The 17615-nt window shown below is 51.9% G+C and carries 16 protein-coding genes; 9 read left to right on the forward strand and 7 right to left on the reverse strand.

Going from position 1 to position 17615, the window contains the following annotated elements:
• The first annotated feature begins 178 nt into the window (after positions 1-178).
• From G549_RS21425 to G549_RS0111780, 3 genes are all read left to right on the forward strand, one after another.
• A complete protein-coding gene (locus tag G549_RS21425; protein WP_169449646.1) occupies positions 179-1741 on the forward strand; it encodes an EAL domain-containing protein in 1563 nt (520 codons plus the stop codon).
• Between the two features lie 122 nt (positions 1742-1863).
• Positions 1864-4155, forward strand: a complete 2292-nt coding sequence (locus G549_RS0111775; protein WP_027835199.1) for an NADP-dependent malic enzyme — start codon at positions 1864-1866, stop codon at positions 4153-4155.
• 16 nt (positions 4156-4171) lie between these two features.
• Positions 4172-4879: a hypothetical protein gene (locus tag G549_RS0111780; RefSeq protein WP_027835200.1), complete on the forward strand. Its 708-nt coding sequence runs from the start codon at positions 4172-4174 to the stop codon at positions 4877-4879.
• A 3-nt stretch (positions 4880-4882) separates the two neighbouring features.
• Here the strand turns inward: G549_RS0111780 and G549_RS0111785 are convergent, their stop codons facing one another.
• The 4 genes from G549_RS0111785 to G549_RS0111805 form a co-directional block, all read right to left on the reverse strand.
• The gene (locus G549_RS0111785; RefSeq protein ID WP_027835201.1) at positions 4883-6358 is read right to left on the reverse strand and encodes an AMP nucleosidase; all 1476 of its coding nucleotides are present in this window, start codon (positions 6356-6358) and stop codon (positions 4883-4885) included.
• 240 nt (positions 6359-6598) lie between these two features.
• On the reverse strand, positions 6599-7057 hold the full coding sequence (locus G549_RS21430; protein ID WP_051213725.1) for an SRPBCC family protein: 459 nt from the start codon (positions 7055-7057) through the stop codon (positions 6599-6601).
• Positions 7057-7485 carry a DUF1801 domain-containing protein gene (locus G549_RS0111800; protein ID WP_027835202.1) on the reverse strand — a complete coding sequence of 143 codons (429 nt, stop codon included), beginning with the start codon at positions 7483-7485 and terminating at the stop codon, positions 7057-7059. Before G549_RS0111800 ends, G549_RS21430 begins: the two co-directional genes overlap by 1 nt.
• Positions 7486-7505: 20 nt before the next feature.
• Positions 7506-7910 carry a DUF1801 domain-containing protein gene (locus tag G549_RS0111805; RefSeq protein WP_027835203.1) on the reverse strand — a complete coding sequence of 135 codons (405 nt, stop codon included), beginning with the start codon at positions 7908-7910 and terminating at the stop codon, positions 7506-7508.
• A 155-nt stretch (positions 7911-8065) separates the two neighbouring features.
• Here G549_RS0111805 and G549_RS0111810 point away from each other — a divergent pair, with 155 nt between their 5' ends.
• From G549_RS0111810 to G549_RS0111820, 3 genes are all read left to right on the forward strand, one after another.
• Entirely contained in the window at positions 8066-8821 is a 756-nt protein-coding gene (locus tag G549_RS0111810; RefSeq protein ID WP_027835204.1) for a glycosyltransferase family 2 protein, read from the forward strand.
• 144 nt (positions 8822-8965) lie between these two features.
• On the forward strand, positions 8966-9343 hold the full coding sequence (locus G549_RS20120) for a DUF4342 domain-containing protein (RefSeq protein WP_084634156.1): 378 nt from the start codon (positions 8966-8968) through the stop codon (positions 9341-9343).
• Positions 9344-10049: 706 nt separating this feature from the next.
• The gene (locus tag G549_RS0111820) at positions 10050-10337 is read left to right on the forward strand and encodes a GIY-YIG nuclease family protein (RefSeq protein ID WP_027835205.1); all 288 of its coding nucleotides are present in this window, start codon (positions 10050-10052) and stop codon (positions 10335-10337) included.
• A gap of 242 nt (positions 10338-10579) precedes the next feature.
• Here the strand turns inward: G549_RS0111820 and G549_RS0111825 are convergent, their stop codons facing one another.
• Both G549_RS0111825 and G549_RS0111830 read right to left on the reverse strand, forming a co-directional pair.
• A complete protein-coding gene (locus G549_RS0111825) occupies positions 10580-10906 on the reverse strand; it encodes a hypothetical protein (protein ID WP_027835206.1) in 327 nt (108 codons plus the stop codon).
• An 82-nt stretch (positions 10907-10988) separates the two neighbouring features.
• The gene (locus tag G549_RS0111830; protein ID WP_027835207.1) at positions 10989-14681 is read right to left on the reverse strand and encodes a vitamin B12-dependent ribonucleotide reductase; all 3693 of its coding nucleotides are present in this window, start codon (positions 14679-14681) and stop codon (positions 10989-10991) included.
• Positions 14682-15422: 741 nt separating this feature from the next.
• Between G549_RS0111830 and G549_RS0111845 the strand changes: the two genes are divergently transcribed.
• The 3 genes from G549_RS0111845 (at position 15423) to G549_RS20125 (ending at position 16991) form a co-directional block, all read left to right on the forward strand.
• Positions 15423-16016 carry a response regulator gene (locus tag G549_RS0111845; RefSeq protein ID WP_156905549.1) on the forward strand — a complete coding sequence of 198 codons (594 nt, stop codon included), beginning with the start codon at positions 15423-15425 and terminating at the stop codon, positions 16014-16016.
• Positions 16017-16181: 165 nt separating this feature from the next.
• Positions 16182-16565, forward strand: coding sequence for an NADH:ubiquinone oxidoreductase subunit NDUFA12 (locus tag G549_RS0111850; protein ID WP_027835209.1), 384 nt, complete (start codon positions 16182-16184; stop codon positions 16563-16565).
• A 15-nt stretch (positions 16566-16580) separates the two neighbouring features.
• Positions 16581-16991 carry a DUF2155 domain-containing protein gene (locus G549_RS20125; RefSeq protein WP_342773333.1) on the forward strand — a complete coding sequence of 137 codons (411 nt, stop codon included), beginning with the start codon at positions 16581-16583 and terminating at the stop codon, positions 16989-16991.
• On the opposite strand, the gene aat is transcribed toward G549_RS20125, so the two are convergent.
• The gene (gene aat / locus G549_RS0111860) at positions 16988-17605 is read right to left on the reverse strand and encodes a leucyl/phenylalanyl-tRNA--protein transferase (RefSeq protein ID WP_036222545.1); all 618 of its coding nucleotides are present in this window, start codon (positions 17603-17605) and stop codon (positions 16988-16990) included. The genes G549_RS20125 and aat overlap by 4 nt on opposite strands.
• Positions 17606-17615 lie beyond the last annotated feature (10 nt).

The raw sequence follows: 17615 nt of genomic DNA on the forward strand, positions 1-17615 counted from the left end.
CCTTTGGGGGCGCCGTTTTGCTTTGGACGTGGTTAATCCTGTGTTAAGCCCGCTAGGGTATAAATAATTTCAGTGGCTTAAATTGCGGGGCAGGGCGACGGTGAAAGCCAAGTTTTCTCACTTTCTGATGTTTTTGTGCGCCTTGTTGGCGTTCGCCCCGATTCTAACTGTCGATTTCATGTTGGATGAATATGTCCGCATGCGCGAAAGCAAAGAGCTGCGGCAGCAAGTCAATACAATCATCAATGAGACCCAGGGCAGTGTGGATAGCGCGCTTCGTTCGCTTACGGCGATTGTCAGCCGCAGCCCATCCCTGTGCACCCCCACATTTATCGACAGCGCCGCCGAACAAATGCGGTCCAACTATTTGCTTCGTCAATTGGTCGTCAATTCGACCGATGGCAATGTTCTTTGTAGTGCTTATGGCAAAGGGTTCAAATACTCGACCATTACACCGACCATGACGATGCCCACTGGGCCGCAGGAAATGACGATTGTACGCATCCAGGACAGTGAACAACCCTTGATCAAGGTGAGTTTGAAAGTTCGTCCGGGGCGCGAAGTTTCCGCTTTTGTGCCGATCAATGTGCAAATGCTGGTGCAACAGAGTAATGCGATCCGCGGTGCAATTATGACCAGATATGCACTGACAAGTGGGTTGGCGATTCTTGAGTTTGGTGACCCGGATGCCTATTACAACAGTCCTAACCGGGAACGCGACTTCCTGTTCGTAGAGCAGGTTGCGCAGAACGTGCCGATCAAATTGAGCGCTGCGGTGCTGATGGATGTGGTGCGGGCTGAATATGCCGACCTCAAAATCGGGTTTACCATTGTTGCATGCTTAGCAAGTGGCGTTTTCCTTTGGCTTTGCATTCAATATGTACGGCGCTCACAGGTGCCGACCTTCGATCTGGAGCGTGCTATCCAGGCGGGCGAGCTGAAACCGCGTTATCAGCCGGTGATTGACCTGCAAACCGGGCAAATCGCTGGGTGCGAGGTGTTGATCCGCTGGGAAAAGCCAAATGGTGAAATCATCTCGCCAGGCGCCTTTATTGAATATGCGGAACTTTCCGGCCTTGCCATTCCGATGACCTTGTCACTGATGGAGCAGGTGCGCGATGATTTGGAAGATTTGTGCGCGCGTCACCCGCATTTGAAAATCAGCATCAACCTGTTTGAACGCCATTTCCGCGATGGTGCGATAGTGGAAGATGTGAAGGCGATCTTTAGCGGCACCGCTGTGCGTTATTCACAGCTTGTATTTGAGATTACAGAACGCCAGCCCCTGTCCAATATGGAGGGTGTGAACGCCGTCATCGAAGATTTGCGCAAACTCGGTTCGAAGGTTGCACTTGATGATGCGGGCACCGGGCATTCAAACCTCGCTTATATTCAAAAGCTTGGGATTGATATTGTTAAAATCGACCGCGTATTTGTGGAATTGATCCGCCATCGCAATGTGCCCGTGCCGGTGGTTGATGCCCTGATTGGCATGGCGACAGAGCTGAACACGGAAATCATCGCTGAGGGCGTGGAAACGGAAGAGCAAGCGCTCTATTTGCGCGCCAAGGGTATTCGTCAGGCACAAGGGTTTTTGTTTGCGCCGGCATTGCCCATCGATAGCTATATTGCGTTGGCAGAGCGGATGAACAATGAGGAAGTCAAATTGATCGATGATTTTGACGATGACCTCGTTGTGTTTGACGACGATGATGATGATGACGAAGAAGATGTTGCATAGGAGCACATCTAACCGTTTTCCACGCTTTAGAATTTCCCCTTACTGACCGAATCTGAATAAGTTGCACTTTTCTTTTGCTGCAATTGGTGGCACACCATTATCGGTGAACGAAAGGGACTTAGATGGCTCAGGATTCTGACGAAACCCAACAATCTTTGCGCGAAGCAGCGCTGCATTTTCATAAGTGGCCAAAACCCGGCAAACTTGAAATTACAGCAACCAAGCCGCTGGGGAACCAGCGCGACTTAGCGCTGGCCTATTCGCCAGGCGTTGCAGCACCTTGTGAAGAGATTGAGAAAGATCCATCGCTTGCGGCGGATTATACGTCCAAAGGCAATTTGGTGGCTGTGATCTCCAATGGCACCGCTGTGCTGGGGCTTGGGTCGATTGGCGCTTTGGCCTCAAAGCCCGTGATGGAAGGTAAAGCCGTTCTCTTCAAGAAATTCGCTGGCATTGATGTGTTCGACATTGAGGTCAATGAAAACGATCCCGCCAAGTTGGTGGAAGTGATTGCGCCGCTTGAGCCGACCTTTGGGGGCATTAATCTTGAAGACATCAAAGCACCGGATTGCTTTGAGGTGGAAGAGCAACTGCGTGAACGCATGCAAATTCCGGTCTTTCACGATGATCAGCATGGTACGGCGATTATTGTTGCTGCTGCTGTCATCAACGGGTTGCGTCTGGCCAAGAAAAAGATTGAAGACGTTAAAATTGTCACCTCCGGTGCTGGCGCGGCTGCGATCGCATGTTTGAATTTGCTGATCAGCCTTGGGGCCAAGCGGGAAAATATTTGGGTGGCTGACCGTGACGGTTTGGTGACCGACAAGCGCAAGGACGATGTAGATCGTTGGCGCGCGGCGTTTTCGCAAAAATCTGACCTGACGAAAACCGCAGAAGTGATGGAAGATGCGGATATCTTCATCGGCCTTTCTGCGGCAGGCGTGTTAAAGCCGGAAATGTTGGCCAAGATGGCCCCAAATCCGCTCATTATGGCGTTGGCCAATCCTATCCCCGAGATTATGCCTGAATTGGCGCGTGAAGCCCGTCCTGACGCGATGATTTGCACGGGGCGGTCTGACTACCCCAACCAGGTCAACAATGTGCTGTGCTTCCCCTTCATCTTCCGTGGTGCGCTCGATGTTGGCGCAACGGCGATCAATGAAGAGATGAAGATGGCCGCGGTGCATGCCATTGCCAAACTGGCGCATGAGCCGGCGTTGGAAGCAAGCAACACCGGCACGGACGCCACATTTGGCCCTGACTATTTGATCCCCAACCCGTTTGACCAACGTTTGATTTTGCGCATTGCGCCCGCCGTGGCTAAAGCCGCGATGGACAGTGGCGTTGCGACGCGGCCTATTGAGGACTTTGAGGCCTATAAATTCCGCCTGACACGGTTTGTTTTCCGGTCTGGCATGGTGATGAAGCCCATCATCGAACGTTCAAAATCTGATCCGAAACGCGTCGTGTTCGCGGATGGTGAGGACGAACGCGTGTTGCGCGCAACACAGGTTGTTTTGGAAGATGGCATTGCCAAGCCAATTTTGATTGGTCGTCCGTCGGTCATTGAACACCGCATCGAGAAGTTTGGTCTGCATTTGCGGCCAGGTGAGGACTTTGAGGTTATCAACCCTGAGGATGATCCGCGGTACCGCGAGTATGTTGACTTGTTCCATTCGCTCGTCGGGCGTTCAGGGGTCACGCCAGACACAGCACGGACGATTGTGCGCACCAACACCACCGTGATTGGCGCGTTGGCGGTTAAGCGCGGTGAAGCGGATGCTTTGATCTGTGGTTTGCAGGGGCGATATATCAAGCACGTGCGCGATATTAAGTCTGTGATTGGGCTGGACGCCAATTCGTCAGACGTTTCGGCGCTTTCCATGTTGATTTTGCAGCAAGGCGTGTTCTTCTTTGCTGACACCTATGTGTCGATGGACCCAAGTGCTGACGAGTTGGTTGAGATTGCCATGCAGGCACAAGACCACTTGAAACGGTTCAACCTTGAGCCGAAAACAGCGCTGATGTCTTATTCGAACTTCGGGTCTCGTGACGGTGATAGTTCAGCGAAAATGCGTGAGGTTTATCGCCTGCTCAAGCAAAAGGCACCAGACCTCGTTGTGGAAGGCGAAATGCAGGGCGATGTGGCATTGAATGCCATGTTGCGCGAGCGCTATATCCCCAATAGTGCGTTGGAAGGTGAAGCCAATTTGATGATCTTCCCGAACCTCGAAAGTGCTAATATTTCCATGACCTTAATCAAGGAGTTTAATAAAGCACTTGCAGTTGGGCCGATCTTGATGGGCACCGCAAGCCCCGCGCACATTCTGGCCCCATCAGTGACCAGCCGCGGCATTGTAAATATGACCGCCGTTGCCGTTTCTGAAGCCATTGGCCTTGAGCAAGACGGGTAATTCCATGTCTAGCGGGATGCCCTTCGATCACATCGTTGTGCACATGGCGGGCGCCCAAGATGTGTCGGCTTTGAAATCGAAGCTTGAGTCTGCGGATGTACCTTTTGAGCCCGATTGGGGGAAATCAGCGACGGGTTTTAAGGTTTCCAACGTTTGGATTGGACGTGATTACTTTGAAATCGTGGAGATTACCAATGATGATAGTGTTTGGCGGCATGAATGGGTGCAGCGCCACCTAGCCGGCGAGCGTGGCGCATTTTGTGTTTTCTTTCGTGTTGATCAAGATCTTGAGACAGTTGCTCAAAAGCTGTCTCAAGCCAATATTGCACATGGCGTTATAGAACAAACACGCTTTAAGTGGTTGTTCGGCCTCTTGGAAAAGAGATTGCCGTGGCGATATCTTATTCTTCCACCGTTGCCAGGAAGTCGAATTGAAATTGGTCTGATCCAATATGACCCAGGGGCGGCGGAGAAGAATAAGCCCTATATGGTGCCAAACGGCGAAGATGTGGGGCTTACCGCATTGAACGGTGCCCAAATTACCACCACAAATATGACTGATGCAAAACGCAATCTGTCTCAACTGGAGCTAGCTCTTGGTTCAAGTTTGGATTTAAGCCTGACAGACCAGTCCGACTATTCCGTTCAGTTGAAGTGCGAAGCGCGGCAACGTGAAAATTGGCCGGGTTTTTCAATATCTGATGTTTTGGTCACAGCAGACTAATTCTTACTGAAACGCCGTTTCGGCAAATGAACGCAGCTTGCGTGAGTGAATCGCGTGCGCAGGCTGCTTTTTCAAAATCTCCATCGCGCGGATGCCGATCTGCAGGTGCTTTGAGACCTGTGTGCGATAGAAGTCGCTGGCCATGCCGGGCAGTTTGAGTTCACCATGCAAGGGCTTGTCAGACACGCAGAGCAGGGTGCCGTAGGGTACGCGGAAGCGGAAACCGTTGGCGGCAATGGTCGCGCTTTCCATGTCCAGTGCGATGGCGCGCGATTGTGAGAGGCGCTGGGCGATTTCGGTTTGGTCGCGCAATTCCCAATTGCGGTTGTCGAAAGTGGCCACCGTGCCCGTCCGCATGATGCGTTTTCGATCTTGACCCGACAGATTTGTGATTTCTGCGACAGCTTCCTCGAGTGCCACTTGCACCTCTGCAAGCGCAGGGATGGGCACAGAGAGCGGCAGATCCGCGTCGAGGACATGATCCTCGCGCACATAGGCATGAGCTAGCACATAGTCGCCAAGGGCTTGTGAGTTGCGCAACCCTGCGCAGTGGCCGAGCATCAGCCACGCGTGGGGGCGCAGCACGGCGATATGATCGGTGATGGTTTTGGCATTTGACGGGCCAACACCGATATTGACCATGGTGATGCCGCCGCCATGCTTGGCCTTGAGGTGATAGGTGGGCATTTGTGGCTCACGCGGGGGTGCCGCCCCAACAGAGCCGCCGCCAAGGCGCTTGTTGGTGGTGACGACGTTGCCTGGTTCAACAAAGGCATCATAATCGGGATGTCCGTCCTCCATCCATTGGTGGGCGGTGCGGCAAAACTCTTCGATATAGAAGCCATAGTTTGTGAACAGCACGAAATTTTGGAAATGCTCCGGGCGTGTGGCGGTGTAGTGCGCCAAACGGTGCAAGGAATAATCGACGCGCGGTGCCGTGAACGCGGCCAACGGGTAGGGACCGCCCGCAGGCGGAATAAAGGTGCCGTTGGCGATCTCATCGTCGGTGTGGGTGAGGTCCGGCACGTCGAAGAGGTCACGCAGTGGAATATCATAGGCGTTGAAGGTTTCGCCATCCAGCGTGTCGCTTGGCTCGAGTGCGAAGTGAACTGGAATGGGCGTATCCGATTCCCCGACTTCGATATGGCAGTCATGGTTTTTCAGCAGCAATTCAAATTGCTCGGTGAGATAATGGGTGAACAGCTCCGGGTCGGACAGGGTGGTTTGATAGGTGCCCGGTGAATGCAAAAAGCCGAACGGTAGGTGGGAATCCACTTTTTGAAAGCTGGTGTTGCGGACCCTTGCTAGGGGGTAGCTGGCGCGCACGCGCCCACTTGGCACTTCACCCTTGTTCAGCTTGAGCACAGCATCGCGGATAAAAGTGGTGTTGCGAGCATAGATTTCCTTCACATATTCAACGGCCTCATTTGCTTTGTCGAAGCTCTTAAAGGGGAGGCTTGGCGGTTGAATAATGTTCATATGAATACCCTGTAAATCTCACAATTATCGTTTGTCGAAACTAGCATCAATTTGACGGTGATGCAGCTTTTGAATTTTTTTGATCACAAACGTGTGACAGCCTTTAATTTGCCCAATGGCATGCCCATATCTGGCTGAGCAATCAATCAGCCCTTGATTGCGAAATGGCCGCCGCTTTTCAGCTCCTCCCCCTTTGCAGCCCTCATGTGCTGGATTGTGGCGGCCAATAACCTCCCCAGATTATGCCTGTTCCTGCCGCTTTTCAGCTTCCAGCTTTGCGTCCCGCAAATCCTTTTGCAGCAAATCTGCGACTTGGCCGACCATGCGCGAAAAAAGTGCGCTCATCACCTTTGCCATCAAGGTTTTTGGCTTGGGTTGAAAGATTAATGTCACCTTGGCGCCATTTTCATTTGGCGTGATTTCGTAGGTGGTGTGATATTCAGTGCCGCGCGAAAAGGCGTAGAGTTTTATGATGCTCGGCGCTTGGAGCTCTATGATTTCCATTTCTTCATCAGCTTCGCGGCCCATCATGATCCGGGTTTCGCGGAAACGAGAGCCAACATCAATTGGCCCTTCGGTCAGCAGGGTGCTGTTGATGATGCCATCAATGAATTCTGGGGTATTTTCAAAGTCTTTTAGCACCGCAAAGGCGATTTCGGGCGAGCAATTAAACTGCTCAGAAACGGTAATGGTCGGCATTATTGCTCCGGGTACTTTTCCGCCATATAGGCGAGTGAAAGGGTGATGAGTTCTTCTAAAACTGATTCATCAATATCGCTTAAGCGCTTGATATAAAGGCAGCTCTTTCCAGTTTTATGTTTGCCGAGCTTTTCCAGTAGCCCATCATATTCTTTAAAGCCGCTCATGATATAGACCACCAAATTGGCTTTGCGTGGGGCGAAGCCAACGCGCATAAAATCACCTTCGCGGCCGCTCTCATATTTATAATGGTAGGTGCCGCAGCCGATGATGGAGCTGCCCCACATTTTAGCCGGTTCGCCGGACAGGCGCTCGATCATTTCTTTTATTTTGAAGGCGTCGGCGCGTTTTTGCTCATCGCCAATTTTGAGCAGATATTCATCCACACTCTCATTGGTTTGCTGGGTTTTGTTATCGCTTTTGCTCATTGGATGTCCCCCGACAAACATTATTCCACGATTTCGTGGCGTTGGCCAAATTCGCGCACAGCCCGCGCGATCAATTGTTCTAGAACTGATTCATCAATGTCGCTTAAGCGTTTGATATAAAGGCATCCTTTGCCTATTTTGTGCTTGCCCAGTTTTGCCAGAAGGGGATCATCCTTATCGGGATACCAAAGGATATAGAGCGTGATCTGGTTTTTGCGATTGGCGACGCCAATTCGGAACGTTTCGCCCGAATGGCCGCTGGGGTATTTATATTTGTAGCTGGAATAGCCAATCACGCACGGCCCCCACATTTTGGCCGGCCAATCGCTGGCGGCCAGCATCATGTCGTGGATGCGGGTGCAGTCGGCGCGCCGCTGTGGATCTTCAATCGTTTGCAAGAATTGTTCGGGTGTTATCTCTGTCATGCTGTTATCATCACCAAAGGTTTCGCGCGGTCAATAGTGGGTTTTGGATGGCAAGTGTTTGACCTTTAGTCAAAATGGTGTAATGCACCGCCCAACGTTTTATTTGTTTTATCAAGGTGTGCGGCGCGTTGAACGGGCACCCGGAAGGAGCACAGATGCAATTGGCTTTTGTTATTCCCGCTTACAATGAAGAGCGGTTGATTGGCCGATGCCTTGAATCCGTGGTTAAGCGGGTGAAAGAGTCCGGCGTTGAGTGCGAGATTATCGTGGTCAACAACGCCTCTAAAGACCGCACCAAAGAGATTGCTGAAAGCTTTAAAGACCAGGGCGTAACAGTGGTCGACGAGTTCGATAAAGGCCTGGTTTATGCCCGACGCGCGGGCTTTAATGCCTCAACTGCCGAACTGGTGGCCAATATTGACGCAGACACTGAGTTGCCCGAGGGTTGGATTGAGACCGTTTTGTCCAGCTTTGAAAAGCAGCCGGAGTTGGTGGGCTTGAGCGGCCCATATATCTATTATGATTTGTCGTTGTGGAACCAGTTTTTGGTGCGGCTGTTTTATGGCATCTCCTATGCGGTTTATTTGCTGAACCGATTTGTGTTGAAAGTCGGCTCCATGATCCAAGGCGGCAACTTTGTTATCCGCCGCAGCGCCTGGCTGAAAGCGGGGGGATATGACACCTCGATTTCGTTTTATGGCGAAGACACGGATATTGCCGTGCGCCTCTCTAAAGTTGGCCCGGTGAAGTGGACATTTAAGCTGCCCATGCGCACTTCTGGTCGCCGGTTAGCGGAAGAAGGCGTGTTCCAAACGGCTGGCGTTTATGTGCTGAATTTCTTTTGGGTGACGTTCCGCGGCAAGCCTGCGACAAAAGAATACAGCGACGTGCGGCCGGAGGAAAAAAAGTAAGCTAACTCAACGGTTAAAGTATCCGATTGTAATGAGCCGCCTTATTTCAAGGCGGCTTTTTTGCGTTTATTATCGACCAGGAAACTTGTTCTTGTCGCTGCAATCCCTACATCTTTACTGATCGGCAGCACAGGAGCGGATGTCATGGTTGATGAAAAACGGAAAAACTCAGACGAACCCAAAGGCGGTTGGGAAACTTTTACCGAAGAGGTTGAAGTGGCTGGCCACAAACTGGTCGAAGAAATCACGCGGCTGATTTCTGAAGGCAATGTGCGCAAATTGCGCGTGCGCTCGTCCAATGATGATGTGATGATTGAAGTGCCGTTGACAGGCAGCGTTGTGGTTGGTGGCGTTGTGGTTTTGGCCGCGCCATGGCTTGCCATTCTCGGCGGTTTGGCCGGCGTTATGGCCAGGGTCAAAATTGAAGTTGTACGCGATGTCGAAACGGACGAGAGCGATGACGGTTTCGCCGATGATGAAATGTCAGCGGATAAGCCCAAAAAGAAAAAGAAGAAGAAATAATTTCGATTGCTGCATGTTTCTCAGCAGGTTGAAAACAATTTTGCACGTTGATTGGCTGGCGGAACGCATGGTTTCGCCAGTTGAGCTTGCGGGGCACGAGGCGTTCAAGAACTCGTGGTGTTGCGCAATAGGGTGAGGTCTCGTTCGCCTCGCGCCGACAGCTTTTTTCGCAAGCAATGGTGTGTTGGGGTGCTGACCCAATAGCCCCAACCGTTGCACCATATTGCAACGGTTTGCCCTCGGTGTCGGGCGACATCAACCAAAGCCGCGTGGCCCATCGCGTCCGATTGGCCCACTGCCTCCTCTTTCACCGCCCTTGGGCGGTATACCCCGTTTATCCGTCAACAAACCGCTTGGGGCAGAGGATAGGTGAATTATACCACCGCTTTTGGGGGCGGGGATAAGTTTGCGAGTGGTTTTGGAGGGCAGGAGAGCTGTCCGCTTGAACTGTATGCCGAATTGTGATTTTTTTTCAGTGTGTTGCGTGCGGTTTCATGTGTGGACGAATGCTTTAGTCGCGCCGAGAAATCAATTTTGGGTTGTGCCTTGACCGGGGAATTACCGCCGTATTTTCTGCGAAGTTGGGAAACCAGATGGATTTTCGGCCCGGCACGTCGCGTTTATTGCAACTGCACCTCTCCAATAGCAGCCACCATCGTCACCCTAGGCTTGATCTTGGGGCCCAATTGCGCGCAATCTTTTGCGCATGGGTGGATGGGTTTACATCATGACAAACAAAATTAACGGCACGCTTTATGTTGGCGTGACTGCTGATTTGGTGCGGCGTGTGTGGGAACATCGTGAGGGGGTGGTTGAAGGCTTCACCCATAGCTATCGGCTCAAGTCTCTGGTGTATTTTGAACCGCACGACAGCATTTCTGCCGCCATTCAACGCGAAAAGACCATTAAAGGCTGGCCTCGGCGGTGGAAGGTGGAGCTGATTGAGCAGTCCAATCCGCGGTGGGATGATTTGTATGATGCGATTGCGGGTTAGGGTGCCTTTGGTCGCCGTCTAGGTGCTTTGTGGTTGCCCGCAAATGGATTGCAAGATCAAGTCTTGCAATGACGGGGAGGTGGAGAGGGCCTTCGTAACCACATATGTTGTCACGAGATCAAATGTTGTGCGTGGTTTCCCCGACATCAGCGCCACCCATCATCGTCACCCCAAGACTTGATCTTGGGGTCCATTTCACGTTTCCGTATTGTAATGAGGTAGAGGTTTGCCGACGGCGCCGCCTAACCGGAAGATGTCATAACGCTGCACCGATATTCTAGCCACGGTAGCAGGCAATCAATATTGTGGAATTGGGCGAGCTGGCCCAACGCTGTCAAAGCAAAAATAATTGTTCCGCCTGCTATGATCCAGGCCTGAATTCGTTCGATTTTACCTAATTCGTGCTTACGGATGTGAATGAGTTCACCGTCCCAATAAAGTTGGCCTTTTGCATCGATCCCCAAATTGTCAGTTTCGTTAAGCTCAACAGTGCGGATGTGCTTCGGCCATTTGCTTTTGTTGGGCTTGTGAGGTTTGATTTGTTCAAGCTCTTCTCTACGGTTAGTCATTGTACTTCCTCAAAAAACAAACCCCCGGCCAGCTTGCGCCGCCCGGGGGAAATCATTTCAATCCAGCGTTTCCGCCTGAGCCTTAGCTACACCCAGTCGTCGATCCGCAAGTGTCACACTTCAAACAAGTGCCGTTGCGCACGAGGGTGAAGTTGGCGCATTCGGGGCAGCTTTCGCCTTCGTAGCCTTTCATGCGGGCTTGGCTGCGTTGGATGCTGGCGTCGGCCATGGGGGCCGGGGCGCTTTCTTCAACTTTGCCGATTTCCTGCTCCACTTCCTTTTTGAGGGCCGTGGTGGCCTTCATCATGGTGGCGGCGCTGGTTTGCATGGCTTGCACCTTATTGGTGGTGCTGGTGGTCTCGGTGGTCGAGACCAGCATCAAGGTTTTGTCCTTCACGCGGCCACGGGTGAGGCCTTTGGAGACAAACTGATCTGCGGCCATGCCTTCGCTGTCGTCGGTAACGCTTGATCCCTTGTCGCCGCCGCTGCCGGGGGTGACGTGGGCCAAATCGGACCGATCCAGATAGGAAATGGCCAATTCGCGGAACACATAATCCAAGATGGACGTGGCGTTCTTGATCGAGTCGTTGCCTTGCACGAAGCCAGCAGGCTCGAACTTGGTGAATACGAAGGTTTCAACATATTCTTCAAGTGGCACACCATATTGCAGGCCAAGAGATACGGAGATGGCGAAGTTGTTGATCAAGGCGCGTAGGGTTGAGCCTTCCTTGTTCATATCAAGGAAGATTTCGCCCAATCGGCCATCTTCATATTCGCCAGTGCGCAAGAAGAGGGTGTGACCGCCAACTTTGGCCTTTTGGGTGTAGCCCTTGCGGCGTGTTGGCAATTTCTCCTGCTCGCGGACCCGCTCAACCACACGTTCTACAACGCGTTCGGCCACTTTTTCAGCAATAGCCGCGGTGCGCTCAACGGGTGATTTTGCGATCAACTCTTCTGTTGCGTCCAAACCATCTTCATCATCCTCATCATCGGCAAGCAATTGCGCGTTCAAAGGCTGGCTGAGTTTGGAGCCATCGCGGTACAAAGCGTTGGCTTTCAAAGCGAGTTTCCAAGAGAGCATGTAGCTTTCTTTACACTCTTCAACCGTGGCCGAGTTTGGCATGTTGATGGTTTTTGAAATCGCGCCAGAGATGAAAGGCTGTGCCGCGGCCATCATGCGGATATGGCTTTCCACGCTCAAGAAGCGCTTGCCGATCCGGCCACATGGGTTGGCACAATCGAACACTTTATAGTGCTCTTCTTTCAAATGCGGTGCTTTTTCAAGCGTCATGGCACCACACACATGGATGTTGGCATCGTCGATTTCTTTTTTCGAGAAACCAAGCGCGGCGAGCATGTCAAAGTTTATGTCGTTGAGCTGCTCGTCAGTGAGGCCAAGCTCGTTTTTGCAGAACTCTTCGCCCAAGCTCCACTTGTTGAAGGCGAACTTGATGTCGAATGCGCTGCCGAGACCGGCATTGATGGCATCGATCTTTTCGTCAGTGAAGCCTTTGGCTTTCAACGTGGTTGGGTTGACGCCCGGGGCCTGGTTCATATTGCCGTGGCCCACTGCGTAAACTTCGATCTCTGCGATCTGGTCTTCTGAGTAGCCCAAGGTGCGCAACGCTTCTGGCACAGCGCGGTTGATGATTTTGAAGTACCCACCACCAGCGAGTTTTTTGAACTTCACCAAAGCAAAGTCTGGCTCAATGCCGGTTGTGTCACAATCCATCACCAAGCCGATGGTGCCGGTTGGGGCAATCACAGAAACCTGTGCGTTGCGGTAGCCGTGCTTTTCGCCGAGTTTCAGGGCATTGTCCCACGCTTTTTTGGCGTGATCGACCAAGCGTTCGTCGGGGCAGTTGCCATGATCCAACGGCACGGGGTTGATGGACAGTTTTTCATAGCCCTTATCATTGCCGTGGGCCGCATTGCGGTGGTTGCGGATCACGCGCAGCATGTGCTTTGCGTTTGGCTTGTAGCTTGGGAACGGGCCCAGCTCTTTCGCCATTTCCGCTGATGTTGCGTAAGACACACCGGTCAAGATCGCGGTGATGGCACCGCCGATGGCGCGGCCTTCGTCTGAGTCATAGCCGATGCCTGAGGTCATCAACAGGCCGCCGATATTGGCATAGCCAAGACCCAAGGTGCGGAACTCATAAGAACGCTCGGCAATGGCTTTAGATGGGAATTGCGCCATCATCACAGAGATTTCAAGCACAATGGTCCACAAGCGCACAGAATGTTCGAACGCATCGATCATGAACTGGCCGTCTTTGGCGCGGAACTGAAGCAGGTTCAGCGAGGCCAGGTTACAGGCGGTGTCGTCCAGGAACATATATTCTGAACAGGGGTTCGACGCGCGAATGTCGCCAGACGCTGGGCATGTGTGCCAGTCGTTAATGGTGGTGTGGTATTGAATGCCGGGATCGGCACAAGCCCAAGCGGCATAGCCCACACTGTCCCACAAATCGCGGGCTTTCAGGGTTTTGGTTGGCTTTTGGCTGATGCGGCCCATCAAATCCCAATCGCCATCTTCCTCAACGGCATTCAAAAAGCCGTCGGTGACGCGGATTGAGTTGTTTGAGTTTTGGCCAGCAACGGTCAAATATGCCTCTGAATCCCAATCAGTGTCGTAAACAGGGAATTCAAGGTCGGTATAGCCTTGTTGGGCGAACTGGATCACGCGCTGAATATAGTTTTCAGGCACCATCGCTTTTTTCGCCGCGCGCACTTCGCGCTTCAGGGCAGGGTTTTTTGTGACGTCGAAGCAATCATTGCCTGCGCCTTCGCAATTCACACAAGCCTTCATGATGGCTTTCATGTGTTTGGAAACGGTTTTAGACCCGGTGACGAGGGCAGCAACCTTTTGCTCCTCTTTCACCTTCCAATTGATATATTCTTCAATATCCGGGTGATCGATATCGACCACAACCATTTTCGCTGCGCGGCGTGTGGTGCCGCCAGACTTAATGGCACCCGCTGCGCGGTCACCAATTTTGAGGAATGACATCAGGCCAGAGGACTTGCCGCCGCCAGAAAGGCTTTCGCCGGAGCCACGCAAGGAAGAGAAGTTTGAACCTGTGCCGGAGCCATATTTAAACAGGCGCGCTTCACGCACCCAAAGATCCATAATGCCGCCATCGCTGACCAAATCGTCTTCAACAGACTGAATGAAACAGGCGTGGGGTTGGGGATGCTCATAAGCGGAAGCTGAGCGCACCAGCTCGCCAGAAAATGGATCGACATAATGGTGGCCTTGGCCAGGGCCATCAATGCCATAGGCCCAATGCAGGCCGGTGTTAAACCATTGTGGGGAGTTGGGGGCACATTTTTGGGTGGCGAGCATATAGCAAAGCTCATCAAAGAAGGCGCGGGCATCTTCTTCATTATCGAAGTAGCCGCCTTTCCAGCCCCAATATGTCCATGTGCCAGCCAAGCGATCAAACACCTGACGGCTATCAATTTCAGAACCATAGCGTTCTTCTTCGGGCAGCTTTTCAAGTGCCTTTTCATCCGGCACGGAGCGCCACAGCCAAGAAGGCACGCTGTTTTCTTCAACTTTTTTGAGAACTTTCGCAACGCCTGCTTTGCGGAAATATTTCTGCGCAATAATATCTGCAGCCACCTGAGACCATGATGCGGGAACATCAATATTGTCTAACCGGAAAACGATTGAACCGTCCGGGTTCTTAATTTCGCTTGTGGCCTTGCGAAATTCGATGCCAGCATAGGCCGATTGGCCTTTTTTGGTGTAGTGCCGCTTAATGCGCATTTGAGTTCGTCCCCAAAATTATGGACAAAATATATTGTCCGATCAAAACCAATATGGTTTTTCAGTTTCTGTTTGTTCGCTTCCTGTTGGGTGTGAGTTGCGAGCCGCACTCACGAGGCTTATTCGCCTTTTTTTATCCGCCGTCCGCCTGACTTTCTTGCCAGTATGAAGCCGGGCAGTGGATGCAAATTTGCACGCATATGTGGGGCCAATCCCTTGCCACTTTACCCTCAATTGCGCCTTATAGCGCTTGCGGGGCATTCCCAAATGGCGGTCACCGCTTCGGTCGCTGTGCAGCTTATTGGCTACGCAACCTTGGGTGGTTGATCGGTCATCATACGGATACTCAATTTGCATCTCCGAACCTACATTTTTCCCAATATTGTTCAAGGCAATTTTTTTCGAAAATTACCACCACTAGTAGTCTGAGGGCTAAATATGGCCCATATCTGGTATATAATATGTGAACAATGGGGATAAGTTGTGGCAGACGCGATTCGGGCTTCGTGTGGCAGATTCGGCAATATTTGCCTATATTGTTCGGCGACCAAACCACTTGATCTTGCGGCGCTATCTCACGAAAAAATCAGCAAAACTCTGCTTATCCTAAATGAAAGGTGAAGGTTTCGACACGCGAAACTGCTTGCGGATTGATCCGATTGGGGACGGCCCTAACTTTTGTCCAAAGCCTGTCAAGGGCATAATTTGAATGTGTATTTGCGTTTTTTTTGGATTTTTTTCATGTCATTTCAATTCGATCATAAGTCCTTCCACGTCTCCGACTCCAATATAGTCGTCATCGAACCAGCCCGGCACATGCAAATCCTTTATCGATCAATGCTTAGCGCCTCTGGCGTGAGGGGATTGCGCGTTTTTTCCAGCACCGAACGTGCCGCCGAATCGATTCTGTCTGACCCACCAGATATTGTGTTGGTGGATTGGAGTGACGATAGTTCAAACGGGGGACATTTTCTCAAACACTTTCGAGATCGCCGTCTATATCCTGTGTGTCTGACGCCCATCATTGTGGTCATGAGTGTGGTGCGCAAGCGCCGCTTCGATAAAGCGATCAAATGGGGCGCCCATGCGGTGTTGGCCAAGCCGATCTCGTGCACACGCTTGTTTGACTATATCTCGTGGATATTGGCGGCGCAGATGCCTATGGAGCTGAACGGGCAGCGATATGTTGTGCCCAGCCTGTTGCAGCGGGTAGATGCCGAATTTGCCAACCGCTCCAAGTTTGGTGTCGATTCGATGGCTGAAGCGCAACATATGGCGCAGATTAATTCGATCCAATCCGACGTGGATCGCATCCTCAACTCGGCATTTTATTGAGAGGCGGGTAGGCTGGCTGCAGGGGAATGGCTCTATTGGCCATGATTTGGCCAGTTTCTTCGGATTTTTTCAATCAAAACATCTTTGCGCACTAGGCTTTGCCGATGTTAGGTGCTAAATGCTTGGCAACAAGAAACACGACAGATTGTGGCGATTGGAACTGATATGAAACAGTTTTTGGCGGAATTGTTTATTTGGTGGCACGGACAAACCCTTGGCACGCGTCTTCACACGGCATTGCACGGCAAGTTTGTTGGCGAAGATGAGGCGGGTAACCGCTATTTCAAATCCAAAAAAGGCGATCGCCGCTGGGTCCTTTATAATGGACCGGCCGAAGCATCGCGCATTCCTGTTGGTTGGCACGGTTGGATGCATCACCGCACCGACATTTCCCCCGTCGACAAAAAATATGACGCGCGGTCTTGGGAGTTGCCACACAAGCAAAACATGACCGGCACAGCCTATGCTTATCGGCCCAAAGGCAGCATGTTGAACAATGAAACACGTCCAGATGTGACCGGGGATTATGACGCCTGGTCACCAGAATAAGCCTGGTTTTGCGGGTTGTTTAATTTGACCATGTTGCGGCGCACACTGTTCTCTTTGCTATTCTTGATTGGCGCTGCACCCGCTTGGGCAGAACCAGTCGCGAATCCTGTCGTCTCCTTGGCAGGGCTCGACAAAGTAACCGGACGCATCATCACTTTTGATGTATATATCGACGAAACGGTACAATTCGGGGCGCTGCAAATTACGCCGCGCGCCTGTTATTCACGTCCGCCAAATGAAACCCAGCGCACCTCTGTGTTTTTGGAAGTGGATCAAGTGTCCCTGAAGCAGACGGTGACACGGATTTTCACCGGTTGGATGTTTGCAGACAGCCCGGCGCTGAATGCAGTGGACCATGCGGTTTATGACATCTGGTTGGTTGATTGCAAACAAAGCTCTGACATTCCGCCGCCTGACAGCCGCTAGAACGCCGCCCGCACCTTTAGGGCTTGAGCGAGGCGGGCCTGGTATTGCTCCCGCGTGATTTCGATTGCGCCGAGCGTTTCCAAATGTGGTGTGATGAATTGCGTGTCGAGCAACTCAAAGCCTTTGGCGTTCAAGTGATTGACCAGTTCAACAAGCGCAATCTTTGAGCCATTTGTTGCCCGATGAAACATGCTTTCGCCAAAGAACGCGCCGCCAAGGGCAAGGCCATAGAGGCCACCGATGATCTCACCATCCCGCCAAATTTCAACGGTGTGACAAAATCCCCGTTCAAATAGCTGGGCGTAAAGCTCTCTGATCTCAGGATTGATCCACGTTTCTTCGCGGTCACGCATGGGGGCCGCGCAATGGCCAATCACCAAATCAAAGTCATGATCGAAGCGGACCTCATAGTCTTTTTTTCTCAAGGCTTTGCGCAAGGATTTGGAAATGTGAAGCCCATCCAACGGGATGATGCCGCGCAACTCGGGATCAACCCAAAACAAATCTGGGCTATCCGCACTTTCGGCCATTGGGAAAATGCCATGCGCATAGGCGCCCAGAATCATATCTGAGGTCAGCGTCACGTCATATGGATCAGATTCGTCTTCTTGCATAAGGTTCAAA

Origin of the sequence: Maritalea myrionectae DSM 19524 (assembly GCF_000423365.1) — a bacterium.
Classification (GTDB): Bacteria; Pseudomonadota; Alphaproteobacteria; order Rhizobiales; family Devosiaceae; genus Maritalea; species Maritalea myrionectae.

What these genes read in the sequence shown, in the direction of transcription:
- G549_RS21425 (WP_169449646.1), top strand. Translation starts at nt 179, where the DNA reads ATGTTGGATGAATATGTCCGCATGCGCGAAAGCAAAGAGCTGCGGCAG.
- G549_RS0111775 (WP_027835199.1), top strand. Translation starts at nt 1,864, where the DNA reads ATGGCTCAGGATTCTGACGAAACCCAACAATCTTTGCGCGAAGCAGCG.
- G549_RS0111780 (WP_027835200.1), top strand. Translation starts at nt 4,172, where the DNA reads ATGCCCTTCGATCACATCGTTGTGCACATGGCGGGCGCCCAAGATGTG.
- G549_RS0111785 (WP_027835201.1), bottom strand. Translation starts at nt 6,358, where the DNA reads ATGAACATTATTCAACCGCCAAGCCTCCCCTTTAAGAGCTTCGACAAA.
- G549_RS21430 (WP_051213725.1), bottom strand. Translation starts at nt 7,057, where the DNA reads ATGCCGACCATTACCGTTTCTGAGCAGTTTAATTGCTCGCCCGAAATC.
- G549_RS0111800 (WP_027835202.1), bottom strand. Translation starts at nt 7,485, where the DNA reads ATGAGCAAAAGCGATAACAAAACCCAGCAAACCAATGAGAGTGTGGAT.
- G549_RS0111805 (WP_027835203.1), bottom strand. Translation starts at nt 7,910, where the DNA reads ATGACAGAGATAACACCCGAACAATTCTTGCAAACGATTGAAGATCCA.
- G549_RS0111810 (WP_027835204.1), top strand. Translation starts at nt 8,066, where the DNA reads ATGCAATTGGCTTTTGTTATTCCCGCTTACAATGAAGAGCGGTTGATT.
- G549_RS20120 (WP_084634156.1), top strand. Translation starts at nt 8,966, where the DNA reads ATGGTTGATGAAAAACGGAAAAACTCAGACGAACCCAAAGGCGGTTGG.
- G549_RS0111820 (WP_027835205.1), top strand. Translation starts at nt 10,050, where the DNA reads ATGGGTGGATGGGTTTACATCATGACAAACAAAATTAACGGCACGCTT.
- G549_RS0111825 (WP_027835206.1), bottom strand. Translation starts at nt 10,906, where the DNA reads ATGACTAACCGTAGAGAAGAGCTTGAACAAATCAAACCTCACAAGCCC.
- G549_RS0111830 (WP_027835207.1), bottom strand. Translation starts at nt 14,681, where the DNA reads ATGCGCATTAAGCGGCACTACACCAAAAAAGGCCAATCGGCCTATGCT.
- G549_RS0111845 (WP_156905549.1), top strand. Translation starts at nt 15,423, where the DNA reads ATGTCATTTCAATTCGATCATAAGTCCTTCCACGTCTCCGACTCCAAT.
- G549_RS0111850 (WP_027835209.1), top strand. Translation starts at nt 16,182, where the DNA reads ATGAAACAGTTTTTGGCGGAATTGTTTATTTGGTGGCACGGACAAACC.
- aat (WP_036222545.1), bottom strand. Translation starts at nt 17,605, where the DNA reads ATGCAAGAAGACGAATCTGATCCATATGACGTGACGCTGACCTCAGAT.